The organism is Modestobacter sp. SYSU DS0511 (genome assembly GCF_054050755.1).
Window position 1 is genome coordinate 91656 of record NZ_JBJGZY010000004.1, and the last position, 25404, is coordinate 117059.

The window sequence follows — 25404 nt, forward strand, 5'->3', positions numbered from 1 at the left end:
CTCGGGGTCCGCGCCCCGGGTCGTCGGACACGGCAGCCGCGGTGTCTGGCTCACCCCGGCCGACCAGCGGGACGGGGCACACAGTGGCGGGACCGCGCCGGGTTCGCACCGGCTTCCTCGCTGCACTGCCGTGATGTGCGGCAGACGCTACCGGGGACGCCGGCGGGCCGGGTGGACGGCGCGGTCAGGTGGTCCGCCAGTAGCCCAGCGCCGACACCCGGTCCTTGGCCACCCCGAGCTCGCGGCGCAGGTGTCGGCCCAGCTCCCGGGTGGCCGCGGCCTCGGAGGCCACCCAGCACCTGGTGACCCGCCCGACGACGAGCGGACCGAGTTCGAGACCGTGCTCGCCTCGCTGCGGCAGGTCCGGCCGACGCCCCCCCGGCTGGCGAGGTACGGCACCGACTGAACCCGCTGTCCCCGGCGCGCGCCCGCCCCTAGCCTGCTGCGGTGGCCTACGACGCGCTCACGGAGAGCCTCGCGCTGCTCGAGCACGGCCTGCCCGAGGCCCCGCCGCGGCTGAGCCGGCGCCGGCGGTTCGCCCCGCTGGCGGTGGACGTCGACGGCGACGTCGCCTGCACCATGTTCGCCCGGCGCAGCGTCGGCTACGTGGCCGAGGAGACCTGGGCCCTCGTGCGACGCGGGCAGGAGTGGGTGGTGCTGGGCGGCGGCGGGAGCGGCCTGGAGGACGAGGACCTGGCCGGCCGGCCCGACGCGGTCACCCAGGGCGGTCACCTCCGGTGGACCGGCGGCGGCTCGGCGAACCGCAGCGCCGGCCGGCTGATGCCCTGGGGCGCCCGGTACGTCTCCTACGCCGTGCTGCGGGCGAGTTCGGCGGTCGACCGGGTCCTCGTCGGCCCGCGGGAGATCCCGGTACCCCGGCACGGGCACCTGGTGGTGGTCTGGGGCGGCAGGCAGCCACCGACCGCGGAGGCCGTCGCCGCCGACGGCCGGCGGCTGGTCAGCCAGCGCGTGGACCGGAGGACCCGGCTCCCCGAGTGGTACCCGTAGCTGGGTCAGTACACCGAGACGAGGTCGATGACGAACACGAGGGTCGAGTCGCCGGGGATCGTCGTCCCGGCCCCCTGTGCGCCGTAGCCGAGCTCGCTGGGGATGACCACCACCCGCCGACCGCCGACCTGCATCCCCTCGATGCCCTGCTCGAACCCCTCGATCACCGCGCCCTGGCCGAGCGGCACCGGGAACGTCGAGCCCTCCCCGCGGCTCCAGGAGGAGTCGAACTCCTCGCCGTCCTCGTAGAGGGCACCCACGTACTTGACCTCCGCGGTCGACCCCTCGGTCGCCTCGGCCCCGTCGCCGACGACGACGTCGTCGATCACCAGCTCGTCGGGGGCCGGCTCCTCGGAGGCCGGCACGTCCGGGGCCTCGGCGAGGTCGGTGCTGATCTGGGCGGCCAGGCTCGCCGGCTCCTCGTCCCCGCCACATGCGGACAGCGACAGGCCGAGGGCGAGGAACGCGGCGGGAACGGTGCGGCGGTGCATGTGGTCTCCAGGCGAGCACGGCTCGGTCGGGGGCGCCGTTCGACGGGTCAGCGGGACGGCGGTGGGTCCCCAGCACACCACACACCGTGAGCGCCGGGCGTTCGGATGGCCGGAGGTCCGACGGGCCACTAGCTTTCCGGCAACGTCCGTGACGGCTGGGGGTCCAGCAGTGTCCAGATCGATCATCGTCGGGCTCGACGGGAGCGAGGCGAGCGGGCGCGCGGCGGACGCCGCCGCGGAGGCCGCCGGGCGGCACGACCTGCGGCTGGTGCTGGCCTGCGTGGTGCCGTGGTCGCCGTACTCGTTCTCCACCGCCGAGGAGAACGAACGCCGCGCGATCGAGAAGCAACGGGAGGCCACCGCCGCGCGCGAGCGGGTGCTCGAGCCGGTGACGGCCCGGTTGTCGGCGGCGCACCCGGAGCTGGAGCTGGAGGGCGTCGTCCGGCACGGTCACCCGGCCGAGACCCTGGTCGCCCTGGCCCGGGAGCACGACGCGGTGTGGATCATCGTCGGCCGGGTCGGGCAGAGCCGGGTGCGCACGCTGCTGTTCGGGTCCACGCCGAGCAACCTCATCCAGCTCTCCCCCGTCCCCGTCCTGGTGGTGCCGTGATGACGCCGTCCGCAGCGGTGCAGGCCGCCAGCTTCGACGAGTCGGTCAACGACTTCTTCGCCCCGATCTCCACCGCCATCGAGAACGTCGTCTTCTTCGCCGTCCCCCTGCCCTTCCTGGGGCAGGACCGCAACGGCGACGACATCGGCCTGCCGCTGATCGTCGTGTGGCTGGTGGCGGCCGGCGTCTTCTTCACCATCTACCTGCGCGGGTTCCAGTTCCGCGCCTTCGGCCACGCCGTCCAGCTGATCCGCGGCCGGTACGACGACCCCGCCGACGCCGGGGAGGTCACCCACTTCCAGGCGCTGGCCACCGCCGTCTCCGGCACCGTCGGGCTGGGCAACATCGCCGGGGTCGGCGTCGCGCTGTCCCTGGGCGGGCCGGGCGCCACCTTCTGGATGATCGTGGCCGGGCTGGTCGGCATGTGCACCAAGGGCGTGGAGTGCACGCTCGGGGTGAAGTACCGCAACGTCTTCCCCGACGGCCGGGTCTCCGGCGGACCCATGTGGTACCTGCGGCGCGGCCTGGCCGAGAAGAACATGGGCGGCCTGGGCAAGGTGCTCGCCGTCGCCTTCTGCGTCTTCACCCTGGGCGGGGCGGTCGGCGGCGGGAACATGTTCCAGTCCAACCAGGCCTTCAGCCAGGCGCAGTCGGTCACCGGTGGCGCCGACGGCCCGCTGGGCGGGGGCGCCGCCGGGGCGGTGTTCGGGCTGGTGCTCGCCTTGCTGGTCGGCGCGGTGATCATCGGCGGGATCCGCAGCATCGCCCGGGTCACCGACAAGATCGTGCCGTTCATGGCGGTCTTCTACGTGGTGGCCTGCCTGCTGGTGCTGCTGTTCAACCTCACCGAGATCCCCTCGGCGATCTGGGCGATCATCTCCCAGGCGTTCAGCCCCGAGGCCGGCTTCGGCGGCATCGTCGGCGTCCTCATCCAGGGGTTCCGCCGGGCCGCCTTCAGCAACGAGGCCGGGCTGGGGTCGGCGGCGATCGCGCACTCGGCGGTGAAGACCAACGAGCCGGCCAGCGAGGGCCACGTGGCCGTGCTGGAGCCGTTCATCGACACCGTCGTCATCTGCTCGATGACCGCGCTGGCGATCACGATCACCGGCACCTGGGCCGACGACGCCAGCGAGGCCGGCGTGCAGACCACCTCGGCGGCGTTCGAGACGGTCGCGTCGTGGTTCCCCATCGTGCTCGCCGTCGCGGTGATCCTCTTCGCCTACTCCACGATGCTCGCCTGGAGCTACTACGGGCTGAAGGCGGCGACCTACCTGTTCGGCGAGTCGATGCTGGTCGACCGGGTCTGGAAGGTCGTCTTCTGCATCTTCGTCGTCATCGGCGCATCGTCGACGCTGGACTCGGTGATCGGCTTCTCCGACAGCATGATCTTCGCGATGTCGTTCGCGAACATCATCGGGCTCTACCTCATGGCCAGGGTGGTGAAGGCGGAGATCTTCGGCTACCGCCGGCGGCTGGCCGACCGCGAGCTCGTCCCCTTCGCCGAGCGCGGCTGACGATCCTGCCCGCCCCGACCGGGGGCGGGCAGGCCCGCCGACGGCGGGGTGGTGGCGCGAGCGCACGCGGCGCCACCCCGCCGGTTCCGGCTCAGGTCGGACCCGACGGCTCAGGCGGCGCCGAGCGCGTCGGCCACCCGGTGGTGGACGGCGGCGTCGGCACCACGGCTCTGCCGCTCCAGCGTGCGGGCCAGCGCCCGGCGTACCCACCCGTTGGCCGGCGCGAGCTCCACCAGGCGGGTCAGGCACTCCTCGGCCCGGGCCAGCTGGGCGGCGCCGTAGTAGCTGCGGGCGAGCAGCTCGAGCGCTGCCTGGTTGCCCGGCTCGGCGGCCACCACCGGCTCCAGCACCCGGGCGGCCTCGGTGGGCTGCCCCATGGCGAAGAAGAGGTCGGCGCGCAGGTACTCGGAGTGCAGGTCGATCTCGAACGGCTGGGTCTCGAACGGCTGGGTCATGACGCTCCTTCCGGCCGGACCAACACCTGCCCCGGGCCCCCACTTCCCTGCCACGCTGCGCATCGGGTTCATCACGCAACGAAACGAGAAAGGAGGCCCACCACCGGATCGCCCGCGATCGCCTAGGTACGCGACCGATGCCGGAGCCAGCCCGACCCGGCCCGACGCCCGCCACTCCCGGAGTTCCGCATGGCCCTCTCCCTGCGCCACCGCACCGCGTCTGCCCACACCGCGTCTGCCCACACCGCGTCCCCCGGCACCGGGGAGCACGGCGAACCCGCCGAGGCACCCGCCACCGGCGCCGTCCGGACGGTGCCCGCCGTGCACCGCATCGGCGCCGTCATCGTCGCCGCGGTGCTCGCCGTCTTCGGCGTGCTGGGGCTCGTCGACGGACTGGACTACTCCTCCACCGACGGCGAGCGCATCCTCGGCCTGTCGTCCAACGGCCTGCTGTCGACCCTCTCGCTGGTCACCGCGGCGGTGCTGGTCGCCGCCGCGCTGCGCGGCCACCGCACCGCCTCGACGGTGATGATGGCGGTGGGCGCGCTGTTCCTGGTCTGCGCGCTCGCCAACCTGGCCGTGCTGGAGACCGGCTGGAACGTCCTGGCCTTCTCGATGGCCAACGTCGTCTTCTCCATCTGCGCCGGCCTGGTGCTGCTCACCCTCGGCGCGTACGGCCGGGTCAGCGGCAACCTGCCCGACGATTCCCCCTACCGGGCCGACCGGCCGGCCACCGACGCGGACGACGGCACCGGCCCGCAGCTGCCCACCACCCCGGCGGAGGTCGAGGCCGAGCGGGCCACGCGCGATGCGGAGCTCGCCGTCGTGGACCACCGCGCGACCCCGGAGCAGGAGCGCCGGGTGACCGCGATGGCCCGGGTGCGCACCCGCGCCCACCGCCGCCGGGTCTGGATGGAGATGGACGGCCGCGCACTGCGGTGACCAGCCGCCCTGCCGGGCAGGCCCCCCGACTGTCCGGCAGGGCCCCGCATCCGGGGAAGTAGCCTCGCCCTCGCCATGTCCTCCGTCGCGATGTCCTCCGCACAGACCGCCCTCCCCCCGTCCGGCCCCGGGCCGGCGCGGGACCGGGTCGACGCGTGTCCCGGCGCGCTGCAGACCCACACCGCCGCCGACGGTGGCCTGGCCCGGGTGCGCGTCCCCGGCGGAGGCCTGACCGCCGGGCAGCTGCGCACGCTGGCCGCCACCGCCCGCGACCTCGGCGACGGGCACCTGGAGCTGACCAGCCGCGGCAACCTCCAGCTGCGCGGCCTGCCCACCGGAGCCGAGACCGAGCTGGGCGAGCGGCTGGCCGCGGTGGGCCTGCTGCCCAGCGCCACCCACGAGCGGGTGCGCAACGTGCTGGCCAGCAGCCTCTCCGGCCGGCGGGGCGGGCACCTCGACGTCCGCCCCTGGGTGCGCTCCTTCGACAGCGCGCTGCTGGCCGACCCCGCCCTCGCCGAGCTGCCCGGCCGGTTCCTGGTCGCCTTCGACGACGGGCGCGGCGACGTCGCCGGTCTGGGTGCCGACGTCGCCCTGCTCGCCCTCGCCCCGGACGTCGTCGCCCTGCTGCTCGGCGGCACCGACTCCGGGGTCCGCGCCCGCCCCGGGGACGCGGTCGCCCTGGCGCTGGCCGCGAGCACGGCGTTCCTCACCGAGCGCGCCGCCCAGGGTGGGACGGCCTGGCGGCTGACCGAGCTGACCGACGGCTGGGCGCGGGTCACCGAGCGGCTCACCGGCCGGCGGCCGGACGCCCCGGGCCGCGAGCGGGTCAGCGCACCGGTCACCGGGCCCGCCGGCGTCCTGCTGCAGGACGACGGCCGCACCGCGCTGGCCGTCGTCGTGCCGCTGGGCCGGCTCACCGCCGCGCAGGCCGAGCTGCTGGCCGACCTGGCACCCCAGGTCGAGGTCACCCCCTGGCGCACCGTCGTCGTCCCGGACCTGGCCGCCGCCGACCAGGCGGCCGCCGCGCTGACCGGAGCCGGCCTGGTCACCGAGCCGAGCAGTCCCTGGCGGCTGGTCACCGCCTGCGCCGGACGGCCGGGCTGTGCGAAGTCGCTGGCCGACGTGCGGGCCGACGCCACCGCCGCCGTGGCCGCCGGCACGCTGCCCGCCGGCGGCGCCCGACAGCACTGGGCCGGTTGCGCCCGCCGGTGCGGCCGCCCGGCCGGCCGCGTGGTCGACGTCGTCGCGACGCCGACCGGTTACCTCATCGAGAAGGACTGATGTACTCCTACGAGCACGACGGCGCCGAGATCTACCGGCAGTCCTTCGCCACGATCCGCGCCGAGGCCGACCTCTCCGGGCTGCCCGCCGACGTCGCCCAGGTCGCCGTCCGGATGATCCACGCCTGCGGGCAGGTCGACCTGGTCGCCGACGTGGCCTGGTCCGACGACGTCGTGGCGAAGGCCCGGGAGGCGCTGCACGCCGGCGCCCCGGTGCTCTGCGACGCGCAGATGGTCGCCTCGGGGGTCACCCGGCGGCGGCTGCCGAAGGACAACGACGTCGTCTGCACGCTCAACGACCCGCGCACCCCGGACCTCGCCCGGGAGATGGGCACCACCCGCACCGCCGCGGCCCTGCAGCTGTGGGGCGACCGGCTGGACGGCGCCGTCGTGGCCATCGGCAACGCGCCCACTGCGCTGTTCCACCTGCTGGAGATGGTCGCGGCCGGCGCCCCCCGGCCGGCCGCCGTCATCGGCATCCCGGTGGGCTTCATCGGCGCGGTGGAGTCCAAGGAGGCGCTGGCCGCCTCGGACCTGGACTTCCTCGTCGTCCGCGGCCGGCGCGGCGGCAGCGCGATCACCGCCGCCGCGGTCAACGCGATCGCGAGCACGGCCGAGTGACCGCCGCCGAAATGGCCATTTTGGCGGAAGGGGAAGCGGCGTGAGCGGGCGGCTGTACGGGGTCGGGCTGGGGCCCGGCGACCCGGAGCTGGTCACGGTCAAGGCCGCGCGGCTGATCGGCGCCGCCGACGTCGTCGCCTTCCACGCCGCCCAGCACGGCCGCTCCGTGGCCCGCGGGCTGGCCGAGCCGTACCTGCGCGCCGGGCAGGTCGAGGAGCTGCTGGTCTACCCCGTCACCACCGAGACCACCGACCACCCCGGCGGCTACCAGGGGGCGATCGACGAGTTCTACGAGTCCGCCGCCGCGCGGCTGGCCGCCCACCTGGACGCCGGCCGGGACGTCGTCGTGCTCGCCGAGGGCGACCCGTTCTTCTACGGCTCCTACATGCACATGCACAAGCGGCTGGCGCACCGGTACCCGACCGAGGTGGTGCCCGGCGTGACCAGCGTCAGCGGCGCCGCGGCGGTGCTCGGCCGGCCGCTGGTCGAGCGCGACGAGGTGCTCACCGTGCTTCCCGGCACGCTCCATGCCTCCGAGCTCGCCGAGTGGCTGGCCACCACCGACTCCGCCGCGGTGCTCAAGCTCGGCCGCACGTTCGGCAACGTCCGGGAGGCGTTCGACGCCGCCGGGGTGCTCGACCGCGCCGTCTACGTGGAGCGGGCCACCACCGGCCGGCAGCGGGTCGCCCCGCTGGCCGAGGTCGACCCGGAGACGGTGCCCTACTTCTCCCTCGCGCTGCTGCCCAGCCCGCTGACCGGCCCGGGCAACACCCCCGAGCGCTCCGACGACGAGGCGCTGCGCACCGGTGAGGTCGTCGTCGTCGGGCTCGGCCCCGGCAAGCGGTCCTGGACGACGCCCGAGGTCGCCGAGGCGTTGGCCGAGGCCGACGACCTGGTCGGCTACGGCCCCTACCTGGACCGGGTCCCGGCCAACCCGCGGCAGACCCGGCACCCCAGCGACAACCGGGTGGAGGCCGAGCGCGCCGCCGCCGCCCTGCAGCTGGCCAGGGACGGACGCCGGGTGGCGGTGGTCTCCAGCGGCGACCCCGGCGTCTTCGCGATGGCCGCCGCGGTGCTCGAGGTGGCGGCCGAGAGCTTCCCCGACGTCGGGGTGCGGGTGCTGCCCGGGCTGACCGCCGCGCAGGCCGTCGCGTCGCGGGTGGGCGCCCCGCTCGGGCACGACTTCGCGGTGATCAGCCTCTCCGACGTCCTCAAGCCCTGGGGCGTCGTGCTCGACCGGCTGCGCGCCGCGGCCGCGGCTGACCTGGTGCTCGCGCTCTACAACCCGCGCTCCACGGCCCGGCCGCACCAGCTGGCCGAGGCGCAGAAGGCGCTGCTCGACGTCCGCGACCCCGACACCGTGGTGGTCGTCGGCCGCGACGTCGGCGGGCCGGAGGAGTCGGTGCGGGTGACCACGCTGGCCGGGCTGGACCCGGAGACGGTCGACATGCGCTGCCTGCTGCTGATCGGCTCGACCCAGACCCGCGTGACGCCCTCGGGCCAGGTCTTCACCAGCCGCCGCTACCCCGGGTGACCACCACCCCCGACGGCCGCCCGACCGGATGACCCCGGGAACAGGACCGGCTGGTTGGGGCTTGCACCCGTTCGTGCCTCGAGGAACGCTCTCCCGCCCGGCCGCCTTCTGGTCGGTCGCCGTCCTGCTGATCCTGATGCTCGCGGCCTCGGGTGTCCCCTCCCCGCTCTACCGGGTCTACGCCGAGGAGTTCGGCTTCGGCTCGGGCACGCTGACCGTCGTCTTCGGCGTCTACGCCTTCGCGCTGCTGCTCTCCCTGCTGGTGGTGGGGAGCCTCTCCGACCACATCGGACGGCGGCCGGTGCTGGCCGTCGCACTGCTGGTCGAGGCGGTGTCGATGGTGTTGTTCTGGGCCGCCGACGGCGTGGGGTGGCTGCTGGTGGCCCGCGTCGTGCAGGGCTTCGCCACCGGGGCGCTGACCGCCGCGTTCGGCGCCGCCCTGCTGGACACCCAGCGCGCGGAGCGGCCGCTGGGCCCGCTGGTCAACTCCGCGGGCCCCGGGCTGGGCCTCTCCCTCGGCGCGGTGGGCGCCGGCCTGGCCGTGCAGTTCGTGCCGGCCCCCACCGACTGGGTGTTCGGGGTGCTCACCGTGCTCTGCCTGGCCGCCGCGGCCTGGGTGCTGCTGCTGCCCGAGACCTCGCCCCGGCGGCCGGGGCTGGCGGCCTCCCTGGTGCCGAGCGTGCACGTGCCCGCGCCGCAGCGGCGGGCGTTCCTGCTGGTGCTGCCGTGCCTGATCGCCACCTGGTCGCTGGGTGGGCTCTACGCCTCCCTCAGCCCGTCGCTGGCCGCCACCGTCTTCGGGGTCACCGACCACGTCACCGGCGCGCTGCCGATCCTGGCGCTGAACGGCACCGGGGTGATCGGGTCGCTGACCATGCGGTCGATGGCCCCCACCCGGGGGATGACCGTGGGCGCCCTGGTGTTCGCCACCGGCGTCGCCGGCACGATCGCCGCCCTGTGGACCGGGTCGCTGGCCCTCTTCTTCGCAGCCGCGGTGGTCTCCGGGTTCGGCTTCGGCGGCGCCTTCCTCGGGGCGATGGCCACGGTGACCGCCGGCGTCGACCCGGGCCAGCGGGCGGCGCTGATCTCGGCGGTCTTCACCGTCAGCTACCTGGCGTTCAGCCTGCCGGCGATCGCCGCCGGCACCGCCGCGAACTCCGTGGGCCTGGAGGCCACCGCCGAGGTCTACGGCGCGGTGGTCATCGTCCTCGCGCTGACCGCGGTCGCCGGGCTCGCGCTGCACCGCCGCCGGCCCGCGATCACGCCGGCACCGGCGGGGCAGCCGCGGCCGGAACCGGTCCACGACAGATGACGGTTGTCCCGGCCGGCGCCCGTCCGTAACTTCCGGCGCGTGCGTGCCACGACCGCGATCAGCCTCGGATCGGTGAACGTCGAGGCCGCCTCACCGCGGGCACTGGCGGGCTTCTGGGCGGAGCTGCTCGGCGGCACCGTGATCGGCGACCACGAGGGCCGGGTGTTCGTGTCCGCCCGGGAGCCCGACGGTTTCGCCATGTTCTTCCGGCCGCGCTCCGGCCCCCGGCCCGAGCGACCGGGTCAGCACCTCGACCTCACCGTGCCGTGGGGGTGCCGCGAGGAGGAGGTCGCCCGGGCGATCGCGCTGGGCGCCACCCACCGGTGGGACGTGCTCGACGAGGTGCCCTGGGTGCAGTGGTCGACGCTGGCCGACCCGGAGGGCAACCCGTTCTGCCTCGCCGAGCACCCGCCGTCCCGCCTGACGACGCCCGCCTGACTCCCGCCTCCTCGCTCTCCGCGCGGGAAGCGAGGGAGTCCGCCCCGCTCTCCGCGCGGAAAGCGAGGCCGGGTCAGCCGGCTCCGGCGCGGCCGACGGCGGCGCAGAACCGGTCGTGGTCGGCGCGGGCCTCCCCCAGCGGCTCGAGCACCTCCGCGTCGGCCACCTCGGCCACCCGGTCGAGCAGCCGGCGGCGGGCCTGCCGGCCCCGCCGCCGCGCCCCCGCGCGCACCAGCGGGCGGGCCACCAGCGCGAGCAGCAGCCCCGCCACCAGCCCACCGGCCAGGAGCAGCGTGGGCAGCGGGATGCCCTCCACCCGGGGCAGCGGCACCACGTCGTCCAGCTGCAGCAGCCCCAGCCCGACGAGGCCGAGCAGCCACAGCGCCCCGGCCAGCGCGACCAGCGCGAGCACCCACTGCAGCCCGCCGACGGCCCGCTGCCACAGCGGGGTGCGCTGCGGCCCCAGGTCGGTGCCGGCCACCGCCCGGTCCAGCCGGTCGGCCAGCCGCTCCTGGGACACCTCCGCGGTGCGCCGCAGCTCGTCGCGCCACGCCTGCGGCAGCCCGTGGCCGGCCTCGTCGCGGGCCCGGCGCAGCGCCGCGCCGAGCGCCGCCTGCTGCACCGCACCGGCCGGCGGCAACGACGTGCGGGCCGCCTCGGAGCCCAGGTGCAGCCGGCGCAGCGGGTCGCTGCGGAGCTTCGACGTCCAGCGCAGCACCGGCCAGCCGGTGTGCTCGGCGCCGCGGCGGCGGGCCGACTGCTCGACCGCCGTGGCCACCGCGGGCACACCGGCGGCATCGGCCAGCGCTCCGACCAGCCCCTCCCGCTCGCTCCGGTCCCGGCTGCGGTCCGGCCCGGCGTCGGGCGCGCAGTGCGCAGCGAGCGCGACCGCGGCACCGCGGGCGTCGGCGGCCAGCCGGTCGGTGGCGGCGCGGCGGGCCCCGACCCGGCGGGCCAGCTCCGCCCGCAGCTCGGGCAGGCCGTGCCCGGTGCGGGCCGCGGTGGCCAGCAGCGGCGTGTCGGCCAGCCCCTCGGCGTCCAGCAGGCCGCGCAGGTCGGCCAGGCAGGCCCGCGCGGCGGCCTCGTCCAGCCGGTCGACCTGGTTGAGGACGACGACGAGCACCCCGGCGTGCCCGGCCAGCGGCGCCAGGTAGCGGGAGTGGACGGCGGCGTCGGCGTACTTCTGCGGGTCGAGCACCCAGACCAGCACGTCGACCAGCTGCACCAGCCGGTCGACCTCCAGCCGGTGCTCCACCCGCACGCTGTCGTGGTCGGGCAGGTCGAGCAGCACCAGCCCGTCCAGTGCGGGGTCCCCCTGGTCGACGCGGTGCCGGCGGGGCACCTCCAGCCAGTCGAGCAGCCGGTCGGCGCCGTCGGCATCCCAGACGCTGGCGTGCGCGATCCCGGTGGTCGGCCGCCGCACGCCCGGGGTGCTCACCTCGCTGCCGCTCAGCGCGTTGAACAGCGTCGACTTTCCGCTGCCGGTGGCCCCGGCCAGCGCGACGACGGTGGCGTCGCCGAGCGCCTCTCGCGCGCCGGCCTTGGCCAGCAGCGACCGCGCGGCGCCGACCTCGGGCACCTCCAGCCGGCCCTCGGCCACCTCGACCGCCTCGCGCAGCGCGCCCAGCCGGTCGGCGAGCGAGGTCTCCCGCCGCCTCACGCGGCTGCCCCGCGGGCGGTCGCCAGCGCGGCGACGGCGGCGCGCAGCCGCTCGGCGGCCCCGGGCGCGGGGGCGGCGTCGGCCAGCAGCTCGTCGAAGCGGGCCTGCTCCTCCCGCAGCAGCACGTCGGCGCGGGCGTCGAGGTCGGCCCGCGCGCGGGCGGCGAGCTCCCGGACGGCGGCGTCGCCGAACACCGCCTCCAGCACCCGCTGGCCCAGCGCGGTCGTGCCCCCGGCGACGACCACCTCGGCTCCGGAGAGCCCGGCCGTGGAGGCGAAGACCGCGACCATCACCACCGCGCCGGCGCCGTTCACCCCCCAGGACAGCAGCCGGGCCCGGGAGCGCTTGCCGGCGCCCTCCGTCCGCACCAGCTCCAGCACGGTGCCCTGCCAGTCGCGGACGGCGTCGGCCGCCGCACCGGTGAAGTGCGGCGAGACGCCCTCCAGCTCGGCCTCCCGCCCGGCGAGCAGGTCCGGCCCGCCGGGCAGCGACCGCCAGCTGGTGACCGTGCGCTCGGCGGCCGCGTCGGCCTCCGCGCGCAGCAGCAGTTCCACGCCCGACTCCAGCGCACCCTGCAGCGAGTCGGCCGGGGTGGGCCGGCCGGTCAGCGAGGCGGTGAGCCGGTCGCGCAACCGGCCGACCTGACCCTGCAGCGAGCGCATCCACTCCCCGGTGCCGACGAACTCCTGCCAGCGGGAGAGCACCTCCCCGCGCAGCAGGCTGCCGTTGCCCACGCCCTCGTCGACCGCGGCCCGGGCCCGGGCGTAGCTGGCGTCGGCGGCGGTGCCCAACGCCTCCGCGGCGGTGGCCTGCTCGGCCACCCCCGCCTCAACGGCGGTGACGCGCTCGTCCAGGCTGGCCAGCGCCCCGGCGAGGGTCTGCCGGACGACGGCGGCGCGCTGCTCGGCGTCGGCGGCGAGGCCGTGCAGCCACGCGCGCAGCGGGCCGACCTGCTCCTCGGGCAGGAACCCCTCGGTCAGCGGCCGCTCCTCCACCACGAACAGCCGGGCGGCGCCCAGCCCGCCGCGCTCGAGCATCCCGGCGAGGTCACCGGCCACCTCGGTGGCCGCCTCCGGGGGCACCCGGTCCAGCACGACGGCCAGCGCGGTGCCCCGCTCCTGGGCGGTGCGCAGCAGGTCCCAGGGGACGGCGTCGGCGTAGCGGGCCGCCGTGGTCACGAACACCCACAGGTCGGCGGCGGCGAGCAGCTGCCCGGCCAGGTCGCGGTTGGCCTCCACCACCGAGTCGACGTCGGGGGCGTCGACCAGCGCCAGCCCGGCGGGCAGCCCGTCGTGGGTGACCAGCTGCAGCCCGCCCGGCCCGGCCGCACCGCCGGTGGTGCGGGCCAGCCCGGGCAGCACCCGGTCGCCGGCGAACGCCGCCCGGTCGGCGGGGGCGCAGACCAGCACGGGCGCCCGGGTGGTGGGGCGCAGCACGCCGGGCGCGGTGACGTGCGCCCGCAGCAGGCTGTTGACCAGCGTCGACTTGCCGGCGCCGGTGGAGCCGCCGACGACGGTGAGCAGCGGGGCGTCCAGGTCGCGCAGCCGGGGCAGCAGGTAGTCGTCGACCTGGTGCACGACGTCGGCGGCGGTGCGGGCCGCGGCGTCCCGCCCGGGGGTGGCCAGCCCGAGCGGCGCGGCGGCGACCTCGTCGCGCAGCGCCTGGAGCGCGTCGGTCAGCGGAGGGCTCGTCACCGCCCGTTCCTAGCCCGCCGGGGCACTAGTCACTCCTCCGCCTCCTGCGCCGTGCGGCTGGCCCCTCTGCAGGGGCCCGTGCCGAGCCTGCGAGGTGCGGGGGCAGAGGGGTCCTTCCATCGTTGCCCTCCGGGTCGGCCAGCACCGTCCAGCTGGCGTCGTCGTCGGGTTGGCCGACGTCGACGCGGCAGGCACCGAGGGCCAGCAGCCGGTCCTGCTCCGCGGCGGTCGTGGCCCCGTCGGCCCGCAGGTCCAGGTGCAGCCGGTTCTCGACCGTCGTGGCCTCCGGCAGACGTCGATCTGCCCCCCCCCGTCACCACCGATGCTCGGTTCCGCCACCACGTCGGCGTCGACTGATCCCGCCGTCCCGCTCAGCCGGGCGTGCACCGCTCCCGCAGCACGGGCACACCCGGCCCGGTCAGGTCGTCGCAGAAGGTCACGCGACCGGCCATCGCCATGGTCAGCGCCAGGGTGGTGCCCGTGACCGACGGCCCGTCCCCGGCGGTGAACGGGCCGTCGGTGGCCGCCAGACGCAGGCCCCGGGCCGCGGTCCGGCTGTTCACGGCGAAGTCCCGGGAGGCGTAGAAGCGCGCCACCGCGGTGACCACCGGCACCGGCGGAGCGGCGGTCAGGCCGAGCGGGCGGCGGATGTCCTGGGCGTGCACGACCACCTCGCCGAGCCAGGCGGCGGTGTGCCCGGTCGGGGCGGTGGTGCTGGGAACGACCGCCCGGAAGCGCGCCAGGGTGGCGGCGGGGTCGGCGCCTCGCTGCTCGGCCATCCGGCGGTCGTTGTGCCGGTCGGCGTCGAACCGTGCGGCGAGCATGCTGGCCAGCCAGCGGCCGCGTCCGGTGCTGGCCGCGGCGGACAGGTGCGCGAGCACCTGCTCGATGGTCCAGCGCCCGCACAGGGAGGGCCGGGCCCACTGCGCCGGCGTCAGCTCGGTCAGGTCCGCTGCCAGGGCGGCGCGTTCTGCGTGGGCGGCTGCCCACAGGTCCTCGGTGGTGAGCGTGGCGTCGGGCACGGGGTCCTTCCGGTCGCAACGGTCGCCGTCGGGGGAACGACTGCGCCGGCCCGCCGAAGTCATCGGTCTCGTCGTCGCCGTCCGGGCGCGGCGCCCGCCGAGTGACAGCTCAGCGGGCGAGGACCCGGGATGAAGCCCGCTCAGCTGTCACATGGCGGCGGACCGGGGCGGTCGCGGCGGAGGCCCCGCCGGCTGGAGAGCGACGGCTGCCCGCCGGAGTCAGCGGTCGCTCAGCCCAGCCGCAGCCAGTGGTCCGCGGCCTGCGGCGGCTCGTCCAGCTCCGGCAGGGTCGTGGCCGCGGTGGCGACCGAACGGACCCAGTGAGTGCACTCCCAGTCCCAGGCCCACAGCGTCGTAGTCCCCACCCCCGGGCTGCTGACGGGGACGTACAGGGCGCTGATCAGGCCAGCGAAGCTGAGGTGCACTGCGTCGTGGTCGGCAGCGACAGCACTCCAGGTCGGCGCCAGGCCGTTGTCGATCCCGGCCGCATCCCGCAGGTTGGTGTCCGAGCCGTGGTGGGTGGCCGGATCGCCGTACCGGACGCACAGGTCGTGCCAGTCGGCGGCGGAGTGGACCTCCGCGACGCGCGCGTGCTCGGCCACCTCCAGGCGCCGCTGGGCCACGGGGTACACCGCGGTCCAGTCGCTGCACCCGCAGGCCAGCTCGGCGTGTGCACTCGACCGGATCGGCTCGTCGGCCGGCACCGCCAGCTCGGTGGAGGTGATCAGGCCGTGTGCGGGCTTCTGCGCATAGGTCTCCCACCGGCTGACCGCTCCGGTCGGCACGGGCAGGTGGTAGGGCTCGGGTCGGCGGTCCTCCCGCCCGGTCAGCAGCAGTTGCGCGTCTCGCTGCAGTGGGGCGTCCCACCAACTGTTGCGCTCGTCGGCCAGCACGTCAGCCAGCAGCGGACGCAGCGGTCGCGCGGCCGCCAGGGCGTCGGCACGGACGTCGGCCGGTCGGGCACCGCCGCTCCAGGGGTTCAGCTCGCACAGTGCACTGCTGGCCAGGGTGCACGCCGTGGCCGGGTCGGCCAGCTGGTCGGCGCCCAGGTCGTTGCGGGCGGCCAGCACGAGGAACGCCGCGGCCAACGGGGCCTGCAGGAACTCGTCGACGCGGTGCTCCAGGCCGGACACGGTGCCAGTCTGGAAGGACGACGTCGCCCGGTCGACCGGCGACCGCAGTTCAGGGCAGGACGACCAGGTCAGCGAGCCCACCCCGCGGCGAGCCGTCCCCGGCCTGCAGCACGACGGAGGCAGATCCCGGGACGGCGCCCGCCGGGAGGGTGCTCCCGTCACCGCGATGGGCGCCGTCGCAGAGGCCGTGCGGATGCTCCCGGACGCCCGTGCGCAGCAGGCACCCGCAGGCGTCGGTCGCTGCGGTGGGCGCCCGCGCCGCCGAGATCACTGCAGCCCAGCCGTGGCACTTCGCCGTCGGCCCCAGCTCACCTTTCGAGCGGCTGCACGACCTCGGCGGTCAGATCCTGCTGGTCGGGGTCGGCCACGACCGCAACAGCTTCCTGCACCACGCCGAGTCCCGAGTGGCCCACCGGCGGCTCAAGCAGCGAAGCTTCCCGATGCTGGTGGACGACGAGCGCGTCTGGTGGGAGACCCAGGACGTGGGTGACGACAACGGGACCTACTTCCCCCTGATCGGGCAGGAGTTCGAGCAGCGGGCCGGCATCCTCCCCGCGGCCATCGGTGCTGCCCGCGTCGTGCTGATGCCCGCAGCCGACCTGGTCGCCTTCGCGGCCCGGCGGCTCGCGGAACTGCTCGTCCCCTGACGCTCAGCGCCGACGAGCATCTCCACCACCTCGGCGCCGACTGATCCCCGGGACGTCCGCGGCCGTCGAGTGACAGCTCAGCGGGGGAAGAACCGAGGTGAAGCCCCGCTCAGCTGACACTCGGCGGCGGACCGAGGCGGTCGAGCACCCCCGGGACGTCGGCCGGGGTTGCGGCGACCGCGGCCGCGCCGGCGGCCTCCAACTCACCCGGCGGTGCCGGGCCCCAGCCCGCGCCGATGCAGGGCAGCCCGTGCGCCCGCGCCCCGAGGACGTCGTGCGACCGGTCGCCCACCAGCACCGGGCGCTCGCCGTCCGGGTGCGCGGCCAAGGCGGCGGCCACCACCTGCTCCTTGTGCCGGACCCGCCCGTCCAGCGTCGCGCCGTGCACGCTCGCGAACCGCGGCAGCAGCCCGGTGTGCTCCAGGATGCGCAGCGCGAACGGCTCGGGCTTGCTGGTCGCCACCGCCAGCCGAGCACCGCCGTCGGTCAGCTCGGCCAGCAGATCGGCGATGCCCGGGTACACCGGGGCCTGCAGGATCGCGCCGGCCGTGTAGTGCGCCCGGTAGGCGGCCACCGCCCGGTCGACGTCGTCCCCGGTGATCCCGAACGCGGCGGCGAAGCCCTCCCAGAGCGGTGGCCCGACCATCGACCGCAGCTGCGCCTCGGTGGGCGCGGGCAGCCCCAGCTCCGCGGCGGCCACCCGGATCGAGGCCCAGATGCCGGGCGTGGAGTCGACCAGCGTGCCGTCGAGGTCGAACAGCACCAACCTCACCGCAGCCACGCGAGCGCCTCCTCCACCGTCGCCACCGTCTCGACGCCGGGCGGCAGCGGCGGACGGCGGATCAGCACCACCAGGATGCCGAGCTCGCGGGCGGCGACCAGCTTGGCCTCGGTGAGGTGCCCGCCGGAGTCCTTGGTCACGACGACGTCGACCGCGTGGTTGCGCATCAGCGCCAGCTCGTCGGCGACGCTGAACGGCCCGCGGTCCAGCAGCAGCGTGGCGCCTGCGGGCAGCGGCTCGTCGGGCGGGTCGACCGAGCGCACCAGCACCCGCCCGGGCAGCCCGGCGAACACGCCCACGCCCTGCCGGCCGGTGGTGAGGAAGACGCTGCGGTGCCCGGCCACCGCCTCGGCGGCCTGGGTCGACGTGTCGACAAATCGCCAGGTGTCCCCCGGGCCCGGCGTCCAGCCGGGGCGCTGCAAGCGCAGCAGCGGGGTGCCCTGCCGGGCCGCCGCGGCCGCGGCGTTGGCGGTGATCCGCGCGGCGAACGGGTGGGTGGCGTCGACGACGGCGCGCGGCGCGTGCTCGGCCAGCCACGCGGCCAGCCCGTCGGCGCCACCGAACCCGCCGATCCGAACCGGCCCCTCCGGCAGCACCGGGTCGGCGACCCGCCCGGCCAGCGACGAGAGCACGTCGACCCCCCGGGCGAGCAGCGCCGCCGCCAGCCGCCGCGCCTCGCCGGTGCCGCCCAGCACCAGCACCTGACCGGTCACGCCGTCCCCCCGTCGCCGAGTGTCGAGCAGTCGACGCCTGCCCCGCGGGCGAGGCGTCGGCAGGTCGGCACTCGGTGGCGGTGCACCATGTGCCCGTGAGCAGGGACGGTGCCAGCGGGCTGCGGCACGGCTGGACGACGGGCGCCTGCGCGACCGCGGCCACCACCGCCGCCTACACCGCGCTGCTCACCGGCGAGTTCCCCGACCCGGTGCAGATCGACCTGCCCAACGACCGGCACCCGGCCTTCGCGCTGGCCCGCGAGTCCCTGGCACCGGGCAGCGCCTGGGCGGCCGTGGTGAAGGACGCCGGCGACGACCCCGACGTCACCCACGGCGCCCTGGTGTCGGCGCGGGTCGCCCACGGCGAGCCGGGCAGCGGGGTGCTCTTCCGCGCCGGGGAGGGCGTGGGCACGGTGACCAAGCCCGGGCTGCCGCTGGCGGTGGGCGAGCCGGCGATCAACCCGATGCCGCGCCAGTTCATCCGCGAGCACGTGGCCGCGGTGGCGCGGGAGCACGGCGGCACCGGTGACGTCGTCGTCGAGGTCTCCATCGAGAACGGCGCCGAGCTCGCGCGGCGGACCTGGAACCCGCGGCTGGGGATCCTCGGCGGGCTGTCGGTGCTGGGCACCACCGGCGTCGTCGTCCCGTACTCGTGCTCGTCGTGGATCGACTCGATCCGCCGCGGCATCGACGTCGCCCGCGCCGCCGGGCGGGAGCACGTGGCCGGCTGCACCGGGTCGACCAGCGAGCGGGTCGCGCAGGAGCTGTACGGGCTGCCCGAGGACGCGCTGCTGGACATGGGCGACTTCGCCGGCGCGGTGCTGAAGTACCTGCGCCGCCACCCGGTGCCGCGGCTGACCGTGGCCGGCGGCATCGGCAAGCTCGCCAAGCTGGCCGAGGGGCACCTGGACCTGCACTCGGCCCGCTCGCAGGTGTCGTTCACCGCGCTGGCCCAGCTGGTGGCCGACGCCGGGGCCGCGCCGGAGCTGGTCGAGGGCGTGCGCGCGGCGAACACCGCGCTGGACGCACTCCGGCAGTGCCAGGCCGCCGGGCTGCCGCTGGGCGACCTCGTCGCCACCGGCGCCCGCCGGACGGCGGAGGGCGTGCTGCTCGGCGCTCCGGTGCAGGTCGACGTCGTGGTGATCGACCGCGCCGGCGTGATCGTGGGGCGCGGTTAACGGCATCGCGTCGTCGAGTAGAGGTGGCTGTCGGGGAACTCGCCGGCCGCGAGCACCCGGCCGACGATCACGACGGCGGTGCGCCGCACCCCGGCGTCGGTGACCTGCTGCGCGATGTCGGCGAGCGTGCCGCGCAGGGTGAGCTCGTCGTCCCGGCTGGCCTTCGCCACCACCGCGACCGGGCAGTCGGCGCCGTAGTGGGCGGCCAGCTCGGGGGCGAGCTCGTCGATGCGCTGCACGGCCAGGTGCAGCACCAGCGTCGCGCCGGTCGCGGCGTAGGCGGCCAGCTCCTCGCCCGGCGGCATCGGCGTCGAGCGGGCCGACGTCCGGGTGAGGACGACGGTCTGCGCCACCCCCGGCACGGTCAGCTCCCGCTTCAGGCTGGCCGCCGCCGCCGCGAACGCCGGCACGCCCGGGACGACGTCGTAGGGCACCCCGGCGGCGTCCAGCCGGCGCATCTGCTCGGCCATCGCGCTGTACACCGACGGGTCGCCGGAGTGCAGCCGGGCGACGTCGAGCCCCGCCTCGTGCGCGGTGACCAGCTCGGCGGTGATCTGGTCGAGGTCCAGGTCGGCGGTGTCGACCAGCCGGGCGCCGGCCGGCGCGGTGTCCAGCAGCTCGCGCGGCACCAGCGCGCCGGCGTACAGGCACACCGGGGCCGACGCGATGATCCGGGCCGCCCGCACGGTGACCAGATCGGCCGCGCCCGGCCCTGCGCCGATGAAGTGCACGGTCATCGGGTTCCGCTCCAGATCGTCACGGGGAGGGCAGGGCGGAGGGTGGTGAAGCCGCCGACCGGAGCCGCCTGCGCCACCGACAGCCGGGTCAGCTCCCCACCGACCCGGACCCGCCACTGGGCCACCAGCGCCTCGCTCTCCAGGGTCACCGCGTTCACCACCAGCCGGCCGCCCGGCCGCAGCGCCGCCCAGCAGTCGTCCAGCACGCCGGGCACGGTGGCCCCGCCGCCGACGAAGACGGCGTCGGGGTCCGGCAGCCCGGCCAGCGCCTCCGGTGCCCGGCCGCGCACCACCTGCAGGTCGGGGACGCCGAGCCGCGCCGCGTTCCGCACCACCCGGTCGGCCCGGGCGGGCTCGGCCTCCACGGCGACGGCCCGGCAGGTCGGGTGCACGCGCATCCACTCGATGCCGATCGACCCGGCGCCGGCCCCGACGTCCCACATCAGCTGGCCGGGCAGCGGGGCCAGCCGCGCCAGCGTGACCGCCCGGACGTCGCGCTTGCTCAGCTGCCCGTCGGACTCGTAGACGTCGTCGGGCAGGCCCGGCACGGTCGGCAGCGGCACGGTGCCCGGGTCGGCGGCCACCTCGACGGCGGTGAGCACCAGCGGGTCGGTCTGCGGGTGCGGCCACCCGGCGGCGGTGCCGGTGAAGCGCCGCTCGGCGGGGCCACCGAGCTGGGCGAGGGCCGTGAGCCGGCTGGCGCCGTACCCCGCCCCGGTGAGCAGGGCGGCGAGGTCCGCCGGCGTCCGGGTGTCCGAGCCCAGCACCAGCAGCCGCCGTCCGGGGGTCGCGTGCGGGAGGACCGACGAGACCGGGCGGCCGACGACGGTGACGACCGTGGTCTCCTCCACCGCCCAGCCCAGCCGGGCGCAGGCCAGGGTCACCGACGACGGGTGCGGCACCACGTCGACGGCGTCGGCGCCGAACAGCCGGACCAGCGAGGTGCCGACGCCGGAGAGCATCGGGTCACCGCTGGCCAGCACGACGACCCGGCGCCCCGGGTGTGCGCGCGGCAGCCCGGCCAGCGCGGGCGTCATCGGCGAGGGCCAGGGCACCCGGTCCGCGTCGACCGCCGGCGGGACGAGGTCGAGCTGGCGCGCACTGCCGCGCAGCACCTCGGCGCCCGTGATCGCGCGCTGCGCGGCCGGGGAGAGCCCGTCCCAGCCGTCGGCGCCGACCCCGACCACGGTGACCCGCCAGCTCACGCGGCGCCCACTGGCGTGACTCCGGCCTCGATCCGCTCCTCGGTCGCTGGCGCTCCCTGCGACGCTCTCTCGGCCGTCGTCACGCGGGGAGCTCGCCCTCCGGGCCCGCGGCCTCGGCCAGCAGCCGCTCGCGCAGCTCCTCGGGCAGCAGGTCGACGTAGACGGTGCCGTTGAGGTGGTCGACCTCGTGCTGCAGGCAGCGCGCGGCCATCCCGGTCGCCTCGATCGAGACGGGGCCGCCGTGGACGTCGACGCCGTCCACCCGCGCCCGGAAGGCCCGCGGCAGGTCGGCGTACGGGCCGGGCACCGACAGGCAGCCCTCCGGGGTGGTCTCCGTCGCCGGCTCGTCGCCGACCGGACCCAGGATCGTCAGCTCCGGGTTGACCACGTAACCGACGACGTCCTCCTCGTCGGCGTCCGGGCAGTCGATGACGAACACCCGCGCGTCGACGCCGATCTGGTTGGCCGCCAGCCCCACCCCGTCCGCGGCCTGCATGCTGGCGAACATGTCCAGCACCAGGTGCCGCAGCGCCCGGTCGAAGACGGTGACCGGGGCGCAGGGACGGTGCAGCACGGGGTTGCTGCCGTAGGTGACGATCGGCCGGGCGACGCCGTCGTAACGGCCGGGCAGGCGCATGACCGTCGATCCTAGGGAATGCCCCGGTTCCCTACAGTGGCCGCGATGTCCAGCCCCTCCGCCCTCCGCCGCGCGACCGCCGCGGGGCTGGCGCTGGGCGCCGCGGCCGATCTGCTGCTCGCCGACCCGCGGCGGTTCCACCCGGTCGCCGGTTTCGGCCGCGCGGCAGGCGCGCTGGAGCGCCGCGTCTGGCGCGACGGCCGGGCCACGGGCATCACCTACACCGCCGCGTGCGTCGGGACGGCGACCGCGCTGGGCGCCGCCCTGGCCCGGGGCACCGCCGCCTCCCCGGCCGCCCGGACGGCGGTGACCGCACTGGCCACCTGGGCGGTGCTCGGCGGCACCTCGCTGGACCGGGCAGCGGCCACGATGGCGGGCCACCTCGACGCCGGTGACCTGGCCGCGGCGCGCGGGCACCTGCCCACCCTGGCCGGCCGGGACCCGAGCGCGCTGGGCGAGGCGGAGCTGGTCCGGGCCACGGTGGAGTCGGTCGCGGAGAACACCTCCGACGCCGCCGTCGCGCCGCTGTTCTGGGGCGCGGTGGCCGGGCTGCCGGGGCTGCTCGGCTACCGCGCGGCCAACACCCTGGACGCGATGGTCGGGTACCGGTCGGCCCGGTACGAGCGCTTCGGCTGGGCGTCGGCCCGGCTGGACGACGTCCTCAACTGGGTGCCGGCCCGGCTCACCGCTGCCCTGACGGTGGCGGCCGCGCCGCTCACCGGCGGGTCGGCCGCCGGCGCGTGGCGCGCCTGGCGCCGGGACGGCGCCGCCCACCCCAGCCCGAACGCCGGGCGCTGCGAGGCCGCCCTGGCCGGGGCCCTGGGCCTGCGGCTGGGCGGCCGCAACGTGTACGGCAGCCGGGTCGAGGAGCGACCGCCGCTCGGCGACGGTCAGCCGCCGGTCCGCCCGGACATCCGCCGCGCGGCGCGCCTGTCCCGGACGGTGTGGCTGGCCGCCGCGAGCCTGGCCGTCACCGCCCGGCTCCGCCGTGACACCAGCCGGCTCCGCCGTGACACCAGCCGGCTCCGCCGTGGACCGCGCGCCTGACGCGGTTGCGCCGGGTGCCGGGGCAGCACCCCCCGCGGCTCCGGCGGCACCGGGAAACCGGCCGGGTCGACGTTCGGGTGGCTGGCCGGCGGGTCGGCGGGCCCGAGGCCGCCGCGCAGCGTGACCAGCAGGGTGTGCCCGGCCAGCACACCCAGCGCCAGGAACAGGACGATCAGGACGGTCATTCCGCCAGCAGGGCTCATGGGCTGGACAGTGGCACCCTCCGGGCTGGTGGAAAGCGGTCCAATCCGGCACGGTGGCGCCATGCCACCCGGGGTCGTTGAGCAGTCCACTCCGGCGCAGGAGTTGGCCACCCTGGTCGGGGCGGTCACCACCCTGCCGACGCCCCGGTACGCCGGGCTGGCCCGGCGGATCCGGGAACTGGTCGACGCGGGCCGGCTCGCACCCGGGACGCGGCTGCCCGCCGAACGCGACCTGGCCACCGCGTTGGCCACCAGCCGGGTCACCGTCGCCTCGGCCTACCGGGTGCTGCGCGAGGAGGGCTGGGCGCGGACCCGGCACGGCTCGGGCACCGTCCTGGAGCCACCCGGCGGCGCCCCGGCCGGCGACTGGCTACCCACCGACGCTCCCGGGCACATCGACCTCGCCCACGCCGCGCCCGCCGCGACCTCCCAGCTCGAGCCCGCCTACCGGGCGGCGCTGGAGCAGCTGCCCGCGCTCACCGCCGGGCACGGCTACGCCCCCGGCGGGCTGCCCGAGCTGCGGACGGCGATCGCCGAGCGGTTCACCGAGCGCGGGCTGCCCACCGACCCGGAGCAGATCGTGGTCACCGCCGGGGTGGGCGACGCCGCCGCCGTCGTCGCCGAGGCGCTGCTGGAGCCCGGCGACCGGGTGCTGGTCGAGCACCCCAGCTACCCCGGTGCGCTGCGGGTCGTCGAGGGCGCCGGCGCCCGGCTGGTGCCGGTGGCGGTGGACGCGGAGCACCCCGACGCGCTGGTCGAGGCCGCGCACCTGGCGGTCCGGCAGAGCGGTCCGCGGCTGGCCTACCTGATGCCGGACTTCACCAACCCCACGGGCGCGCGGATGTCGGCGGCCGGGCGGCGCCGGCTGGCCGCCACGCTCTGGCAGCAGGGAGTGCTCACCGTCGTCGACGAGGTGTGCGCCGAGCTGTACCTGGACGACGGCCCGCTGCCGCCGTACGCCGCCGGGCTGCCCGACGCCGCCACGGTCACCCTCGGCGGACTGGCCAAGGCGGTGTGGGGCGGGCTGCGGATCGGCTGGTTGCGCACCGACGCCGCACTGGCCGCCCGGCTGGCCGGGGTGTTCGCCCGCCGGCAGCTCTCCGTGGGCCTGCTCGACCAGCTGGCCGCCACCGTGCTGGTGCGCGACCTGGACGCCGTGCTCGTCGAGCGCCGCGAGCAGCTGCGCGCCCAGCGGGCCGCACTGCTGACCGCCCTCGCCGAGCAGCTGCCGGAGTGGCGGGTGCACCCACCGGGCGGCGGGCTGTCGGTGTGGTGCGCCCTGCCGCCCGGGCTCAGCTCCGCCGCGCTGGCGGCCGCCGCCGCACCGCGAGGGGTGCTGCTGGCCGAGGGTCGGGTCTTCGGCACCGGCCATGCCTTCGACGACCACCTCCGGCTCCCCTTCACCCGGCCGGCCGAGCAGCTGCGCACCGCCGTCGACGTGCTGGCCGGGCTCGCCGGTGAGCTGCGCAGTGAGCGCGGCCGGACGCCGGCGCCGCGCACCGTCGTCTGACGTCCGCCGCCGGACCGTCGCGGCACCATCACGCCTGGTCACGACGGCACCGGGGTGCTGGACCACGCCGCCCCGGGTCCCCGTGCGCGGAACGCCTCGGCTCGGTAACTTCCCAGCGTGGTCGCCCACCGGGGCGATGGGCGCTCCCCCGTCGAGAGCACGGCGCGCGGAGGGTCCCACCGGCAGGACCCAGGTGCACTGTCGAGATCGGTCGAGTCAATGCCCTCCTCCACCACGACCGCCACCCACAGCACGATCCCCGCTGCCCGCTCGGTCGGGGAGCACCTCCGCGCCTCCACCGGCCGGCTGACCGGGCGCTTCCGCGGCGACCTGGTCACCGGGCAGTGGTCGTGCTCGCCCGAGCTCGTCGCCCTGCAGGGGCTGGACCCGGCCGCCGTCGCGCCGTCGGCCCAGCTGCTGCTCTCGCAGGTGCACCCCGACGACCGCCCGGCCGTCCGGACGGCGCTGGGCGTCGCCAGCACCACGGGCGCCCCGTTCACCCGTGAGCACCGGCTGGTCCGTCCCGACGGGCAGGTGCGCTGCGTCCTGCTGGTCTGCGAGCCGGAGACCGACGGGTCGGGCAGGGTCGTCGCGCTCGCCGGCCTGCTCGTCGACCTGACCGAGGAGCGCGCCCGCCCGCCGGCCGCGGCCCCCGCCGACCAAGTGCACCGGCTGGAGACCGAGGTCGAGCAGCTGCGCACCGCCATGGCCAGCCGGGCGGCCATCGAGCAGGCCAAGGGCATCCTGATGCTGCTGATGCGCTGCGGCGACCAGGTCGCCTTCGACCTGCTCGCGCACATCTCCAGCCACACCCACCGGAAGGTGCGCGACGTCGCGGCGTCGATCATCGACTCGGCCAGCGGCCGCCGCCCCCTGCCCGCCGACGTCCGCGAGATCCTGCACGACGCCTGCCCGCCCGACCGCAGCGTCTGACCCGGCAGCCGTTCCGTCGGCCCCCGCTCGTCCCGCCCCGGCGCCCGTCGGAGAAGATGCCGGGACCGCCCGGCACCGGAGCCCGGTCCGGGTGCGGGA

At 76.6% G+C, this 25404-nt stretch carries 27 protein-coding genes and 1 riboswitch; of the genes, 14 read left to right on the forward strand and 13 right to left on the reverse strand.

Going from position 1 to position 25404, the window contains the following annotated elements; genetic code table 11:
• Positions 1 to 41: 41 nt before the first annotated feature.
• A riboswitch (cobalamin riboswitch) is annotated at positions 42 to 117 on the reverse strand.
• Between the two features lie 67 nt (positions 118 to 184).
• Positions 185 to 292 carry an SIP domain-containing protein gene (locus ACI783_RS03470; RefSeq protein WP_457139134.1) on the reverse strand — a complete coding sequence of 36 codons (108 nt, stop codon included), beginning with the start codon at positions 290 to 292 and terminating at the stop codon, positions 185 to 187.
• A gap of 155 nt (positions 293 to 447) precedes the next feature.
• Between ACI783_RS03470 and ACI783_RS03475 the strand changes: the two genes are divergently transcribed.
• A complete protein-coding gene (locus tag ACI783_RS03475; RefSeq protein ID WP_457139135.1) occupies positions 448 to 1008 on the forward strand; it encodes a hypothetical protein in 561 nt (186 codons plus the stop codon).
• 5 nt (positions 1009 to 1013) lie between these two features.
• Here the strand turns inward: ACI783_RS03475 and ACI783_RS03480 are convergent, their stop codons facing one another.
• A complete protein-coding gene (locus ACI783_RS03480; RefSeq protein ID WP_457139136.1) occupies positions 1014 to 1499 on the reverse strand; it encodes an FKBP-type peptidyl-prolyl cis-trans isomerase in 486 nt (161 codons plus the stop codon).
• A gap of 169 nt (positions 1500 to 1668) precedes the next feature.
• Here ACI783_RS03480 and ACI783_RS03485 point away from each other — a divergent pair, with 169 nt between their 5' ends.
• Positions 1669 to 2109: a universal stress protein gene (locus tag ACI783_RS03485; protein ID WP_457139137.1), complete on the forward strand. Its 441-nt coding sequence runs from the start codon at positions 1669 to 1671 to the stop codon at positions 2107 to 2109.
• Positions 2109 to 3623 carry an alanine/glycine:cation symporter family protein gene (locus ACI783_RS03490; RefSeq protein ID WP_457139138.1) on the forward strand — a complete coding sequence of 505 codons (1515 nt, stop codon included), beginning with the start codon at positions 2109 to 2111 and terminating at the stop codon, positions 3621 to 3623. The genes ACI783_RS03485 and ACI783_RS03490 overlap by 1 nt, the downstream gene beginning before the upstream one ends.
• Before the next feature lie 110 nt (positions 3624 to 3733).
• On the opposite strand, the gene ACI783_RS03495 is transcribed toward ACI783_RS03490, so the two are convergent.
• Positions 3734 to 4078, reverse strand: coding sequence for a tetratricopeptide repeat protein (locus ACI783_RS03495; RefSeq protein WP_457139139.1), 345 nt, complete (start codon positions 4076 to 4078; stop codon positions 3734 to 3736).
• Between the two features lie 189 nt (positions 4079 to 4267).
• On the opposite strand from ACI783_RS03495, the gene ACI783_RS03500 reads away from it, so the two are divergent.
• From ACI783_RS03500 to ACI783_RS03525, 6 genes are all read left to right on the forward strand, one after another.
• Positions 4268 to 5020, forward strand: coding sequence for a DUF4383 domain-containing protein (locus tag ACI783_RS03500; protein ID WP_457139140.1), 753 nt, complete (start codon positions 4268 to 4270; stop codon positions 5018 to 5020).
• 75 nt (positions 5021 to 5095) lie between these two features.
• Positions 5096 to 6301, forward strand: a complete 1206-nt coding sequence (gene cobG, locus ACI783_RS03505) for a precorrin-3B synthase (protein ID WP_457139141.1) — start codon at positions 5096 to 5098, stop codon at positions 6299 to 6301.
• The gene (locus ACI783_RS03510; protein ID WP_457139142.1) at positions 6301 to 6921 is read left to right on the forward strand and encodes a precorrin-8X methylmutase; all 621 of its coding nucleotides are present in this window, start codon (positions 6301 to 6303) and stop codon (positions 6919 to 6921) included. Before cobG ends, ACI783_RS03510 begins: the two co-directional genes overlap by 1 nt.
• Positions 6922 to 6961: 40 nt before the next feature.
• Positions 6962 to 8455, forward strand: a complete 1494-nt coding sequence (locus tag ACI783_RS03515; protein WP_457139143.1) for a precorrin-2 C(20)-methyltransferase — start codon at positions 6962 to 6964, stop codon at positions 8453 to 8455.
• Positions 8456 to 8528: 73 nt separating this feature from the next.
• Complete coding sequence (locus tag ACI783_RS03520; RefSeq protein WP_457139144.1) at positions 8529 to 9767, forward strand: MFS transporter; 1239 nt, start codon at positions 8529 to 8531, stop codon at positions 9765 to 9767.
• 39 nt (positions 9768 to 9806) lie between these two features.
• Positions 9807 to 10205, forward strand: coding sequence for a VOC family protein (locus ACI783_RS03525; RefSeq protein WP_457139145.1), 399 nt, complete (start codon positions 9807 to 9809; stop codon positions 10203 to 10205).
• Between the two features lie 73 nt (positions 10206 to 10278).
• On the opposite strand, the gene ACI783_RS03530 is transcribed toward ACI783_RS03525, so the two are convergent.
• The 5 genes from ACI783_RS03530 to ACI783_RS03550 form a co-directional block, all read right to left on the reverse strand.
• A complete protein-coding gene (locus ACI783_RS03530; protein ID WP_457139146.1) occupies positions 10279 to 11865 on the reverse strand; it encodes a GTPase in 1587 nt (528 codons plus the stop codon).
• Positions 11862 to 13559, reverse strand: a complete 1698-nt coding sequence (locus ACI783_RS03535) for an ABC transporter (RefSeq protein ID WP_457139147.1) — start codon at positions 13557 to 13559, stop codon at positions 11862 to 11864. Before ACI783_RS03535 ends, ACI783_RS03530 begins: the two co-directional genes overlap by 4 nt.
• A gap of 25 nt (positions 13560 to 13584) precedes the next feature.
• A complete protein-coding gene (locus ACI783_RS03540; protein ID WP_457139199.1) occupies positions 13585 to 13851 on the reverse strand; it encodes a VOC family protein in 267 nt (88 codons plus the stop codon).
• Positions 13852 to 13930: 79 nt separating this feature from the next.
• Positions 13931 to 14581 carry a maleylpyruvate isomerase family mycothiol-dependent enzyme gene (locus ACI783_RS03545; protein ID WP_457139148.1) on the reverse strand — a complete coding sequence of 217 codons (651 nt, stop codon included), beginning with the start codon at positions 14579 to 14581 and terminating at the stop codon, positions 13931 to 13933.
• A gap of 230 nt (positions 14582 to 14811) precedes the next feature.
• Positions 14812 to 15714, reverse strand: a complete 903-nt coding sequence (locus ACI783_RS03550; protein WP_457139149.1) for a hypothetical protein — start codon at positions 15712 to 15714, stop codon at positions 14812 to 14814.
• A gap of 209 nt (positions 15715 to 15923) precedes the next feature.
• On the opposite strand from ACI783_RS03550, the gene ACI783_RS03555 reads away from it, so the two are divergent.
• Positions 15924 to 16361: an AAC(3) family N-acetyltransferase gene (locus ACI783_RS03555; RefSeq protein WP_457139150.1), complete on the forward strand. Its 438-nt coding sequence runs from the start codon at positions 15924 to 15926 to the stop codon at positions 16359 to 16361.
• Between the two features lie 109 nt (positions 16362 to 16470).
• Here the strand turns inward: ACI783_RS03555 and ACI783_RS03560 are convergent, their stop codons facing one another.
• A complete protein-coding gene (locus tag ACI783_RS03560; RefSeq protein WP_457139151.1) occupies positions 16471 to 17142 on the reverse strand; it encodes an HAD hydrolase-like protein in 672 nt (223 codons plus the stop codon).
• Positions 17130 to 17855: a cobalt-precorrin-6A reductase gene (locus ACI783_RS03565; protein ID WP_457139152.1), complete on the reverse strand. Its 726-nt coding sequence runs from the start codon at positions 17853 to 17855 to the stop codon at positions 17130 to 17132. Before ACI783_RS03565 ends, ACI783_RS03560 begins: the two co-directional genes overlap by 13 nt.
• A gap of 95 nt (positions 17856 to 17950) precedes the next feature.
• On the opposite strand from ACI783_RS03565, the gene ACI783_RS03570 reads away from it, so the two are divergent.
• Positions 17951 to 19033: a cobalt-precorrin-5B (C(1))-methyltransferase gene (locus tag ACI783_RS03570; protein ID WP_457139153.1), complete on the forward strand. Its 1083-nt coding sequence runs from the start codon at positions 17951 to 17953 to the stop codon at positions 19031 to 19033.
• Here the strand turns inward: ACI783_RS03570 and cobM are convergent.
• The 3 genes from cobM to def form a co-directional block, all read right to left on the reverse strand.
• Positions 19030 to 19770: a precorrin-4 C(11)-methyltransferase gene (cobM, locus tag ACI783_RS03575; RefSeq protein WP_457139154.1), complete on the reverse strand. Its 741-nt coding sequence runs from the start codon at positions 19768 to 19770 to the stop codon at positions 19030 to 19032. The genes ACI783_RS03570 and cobM overlap by 4 nt on opposite strands.
• A complete protein-coding gene (gene cbiE, locus ACI783_RS03580; RefSeq protein WP_457139155.1) occupies positions 19767 to 20975 on the reverse strand; it encodes a precorrin-6y C5,15-methyltransferase (decarboxylating) subunit CbiE in 1209 nt (402 codons plus the stop codon). Before cbiE ends, cobM begins: the two co-directional genes overlap by 4 nt.
• Positions 20976 to 21054: 79 nt before the next feature.
• Positions 21055 to 21612: a peptide deformylase gene (gene def, locus ACI783_RS03585; RefSeq protein ID WP_457139156.1), complete on the reverse strand. Its 558-nt coding sequence runs from the start codon at positions 21610 to 21612 to the stop codon at positions 21055 to 21057.
• Positions 21613 to 21657: 45 nt separating this feature from the next.
• On the opposite strand from def, the gene ACI783_RS03590 reads away from it, so the two are divergent.
• The 3 genes from ACI783_RS03590 to ACI783_RS03600 all read left to right on the forward strand — a co-directional run bounded on the left by ACI783_RS03590 (position 21658) and on the right by ACI783_RS03600 (position 25305).
• The gene (locus tag ACI783_RS03590; protein WP_457139157.1) at positions 21658 to 22659 is read left to right on the forward strand and encodes a cobalamin biosynthesis protein; all 1002 of its coding nucleotides are present in this window, start codon (positions 21658 to 21660) and stop codon (positions 22657 to 22659) included.
• A gap of 264 nt (positions 22660 to 22923) precedes the next feature.
• Positions 22924 to 24372 (forward strand): MocR-like transcription factor YczR, encoded by a 1449-nt coding sequence (gene yczR / locus ACI783_RS03595; protein ID WP_457139158.1) that lies wholly within the window; start codon positions 22924 to 22926, stop codon positions 24370 to 24372.
• Positions 24373 to 24591: 219 nt separating this feature from the next.
• On the forward strand, positions 24592 to 25305 hold the full coding sequence (locus tag ACI783_RS03600; RefSeq protein ID WP_457139159.1) for a PAS and ANTAR domain-containing protein: 714 nt from the start codon (positions 24592 to 24594) through the stop codon (positions 25303 to 25305).
• Positions 25306 to 25404 lie beyond the last annotated feature (99 nt).

Excerpts from the sequence above, each read along its gene's own strand:
- ACI783_RS03500 (WP_457139140.1), top strand. The coding sequence starts at position 4,268 with ATGGCCCTCTCCCTGCGCCACCGCACCGCGTCTGCCCACACCGCGTCT.
- ACI783_RS03590 (WP_457139157.1), top strand. The coding sequence starts at position 21,658 with ATGTCCAGCCCCTCCGCCCTCCGCCGCGCGACCGCCGCGGGGCTGGCG.
- yczR (WP_457139158.1), top strand. The coding sequence starts at position 22,924 with ATGCCACCCGGGGTCGTTGAGCAGTCCACTCCGGCGCAGGAGTTGGCC.
- cobM (WP_457139154.1), bottom strand. The coding sequence starts at position 19,770 with ATGACCGTGCACTTCATCGGCGCAGGGCCGGGCGCGGCCGATCTGGTC.
- ACI783_RS03490 (WP_457139138.1), top strand. The coding sequence starts at position 2,109 with ATGACGCCGTCCGCAGCGGTGCAGGCCGCCAGCTTCGACGAGTCGGTC.
- def (WP_457139156.1), bottom strand. The coding sequence starts at position 21,612 with ATGCGCCTGCCCGGCCGTTACGACGGCGTCGCCCGGCCGATCGTCACC.
- ACI783_RS03600 (WP_457139159.1), top strand. The coding sequence starts at position 24,592 with ATGCCCTCCTCCACCACGACCGCCACCCACAGCACGATCCCCGCTGCC.
- ACI783_RS03495 (WP_457139139.1), bottom strand. The coding sequence starts at position 4,078 with ATGACCCAGCCGTTCGAGACCCAGCCGTTCGAGATCGACCTGCACTCC.
- ACI783_RS03480 (WP_457139136.1), bottom strand. The coding sequence starts at position 1,499 with ATGCACCGCCGCACCGTTCCCGCCGCGTTCCTCGCCCTCGGCCTGTCG.
- cobG (WP_457139141.1), top strand. The coding sequence starts at position 5,096 with ATGTCCTCCGTCGCGATGTCCTCCGCACAGACCGCCCTCCCCCCGTCC.
- ACI783_RS03510 (WP_457139142.1), top strand. The coding sequence starts at position 6,301 with ATGTACTCCTACGAGCACGACGGCGCCGAGATCTACCGGCAGTCCTTC.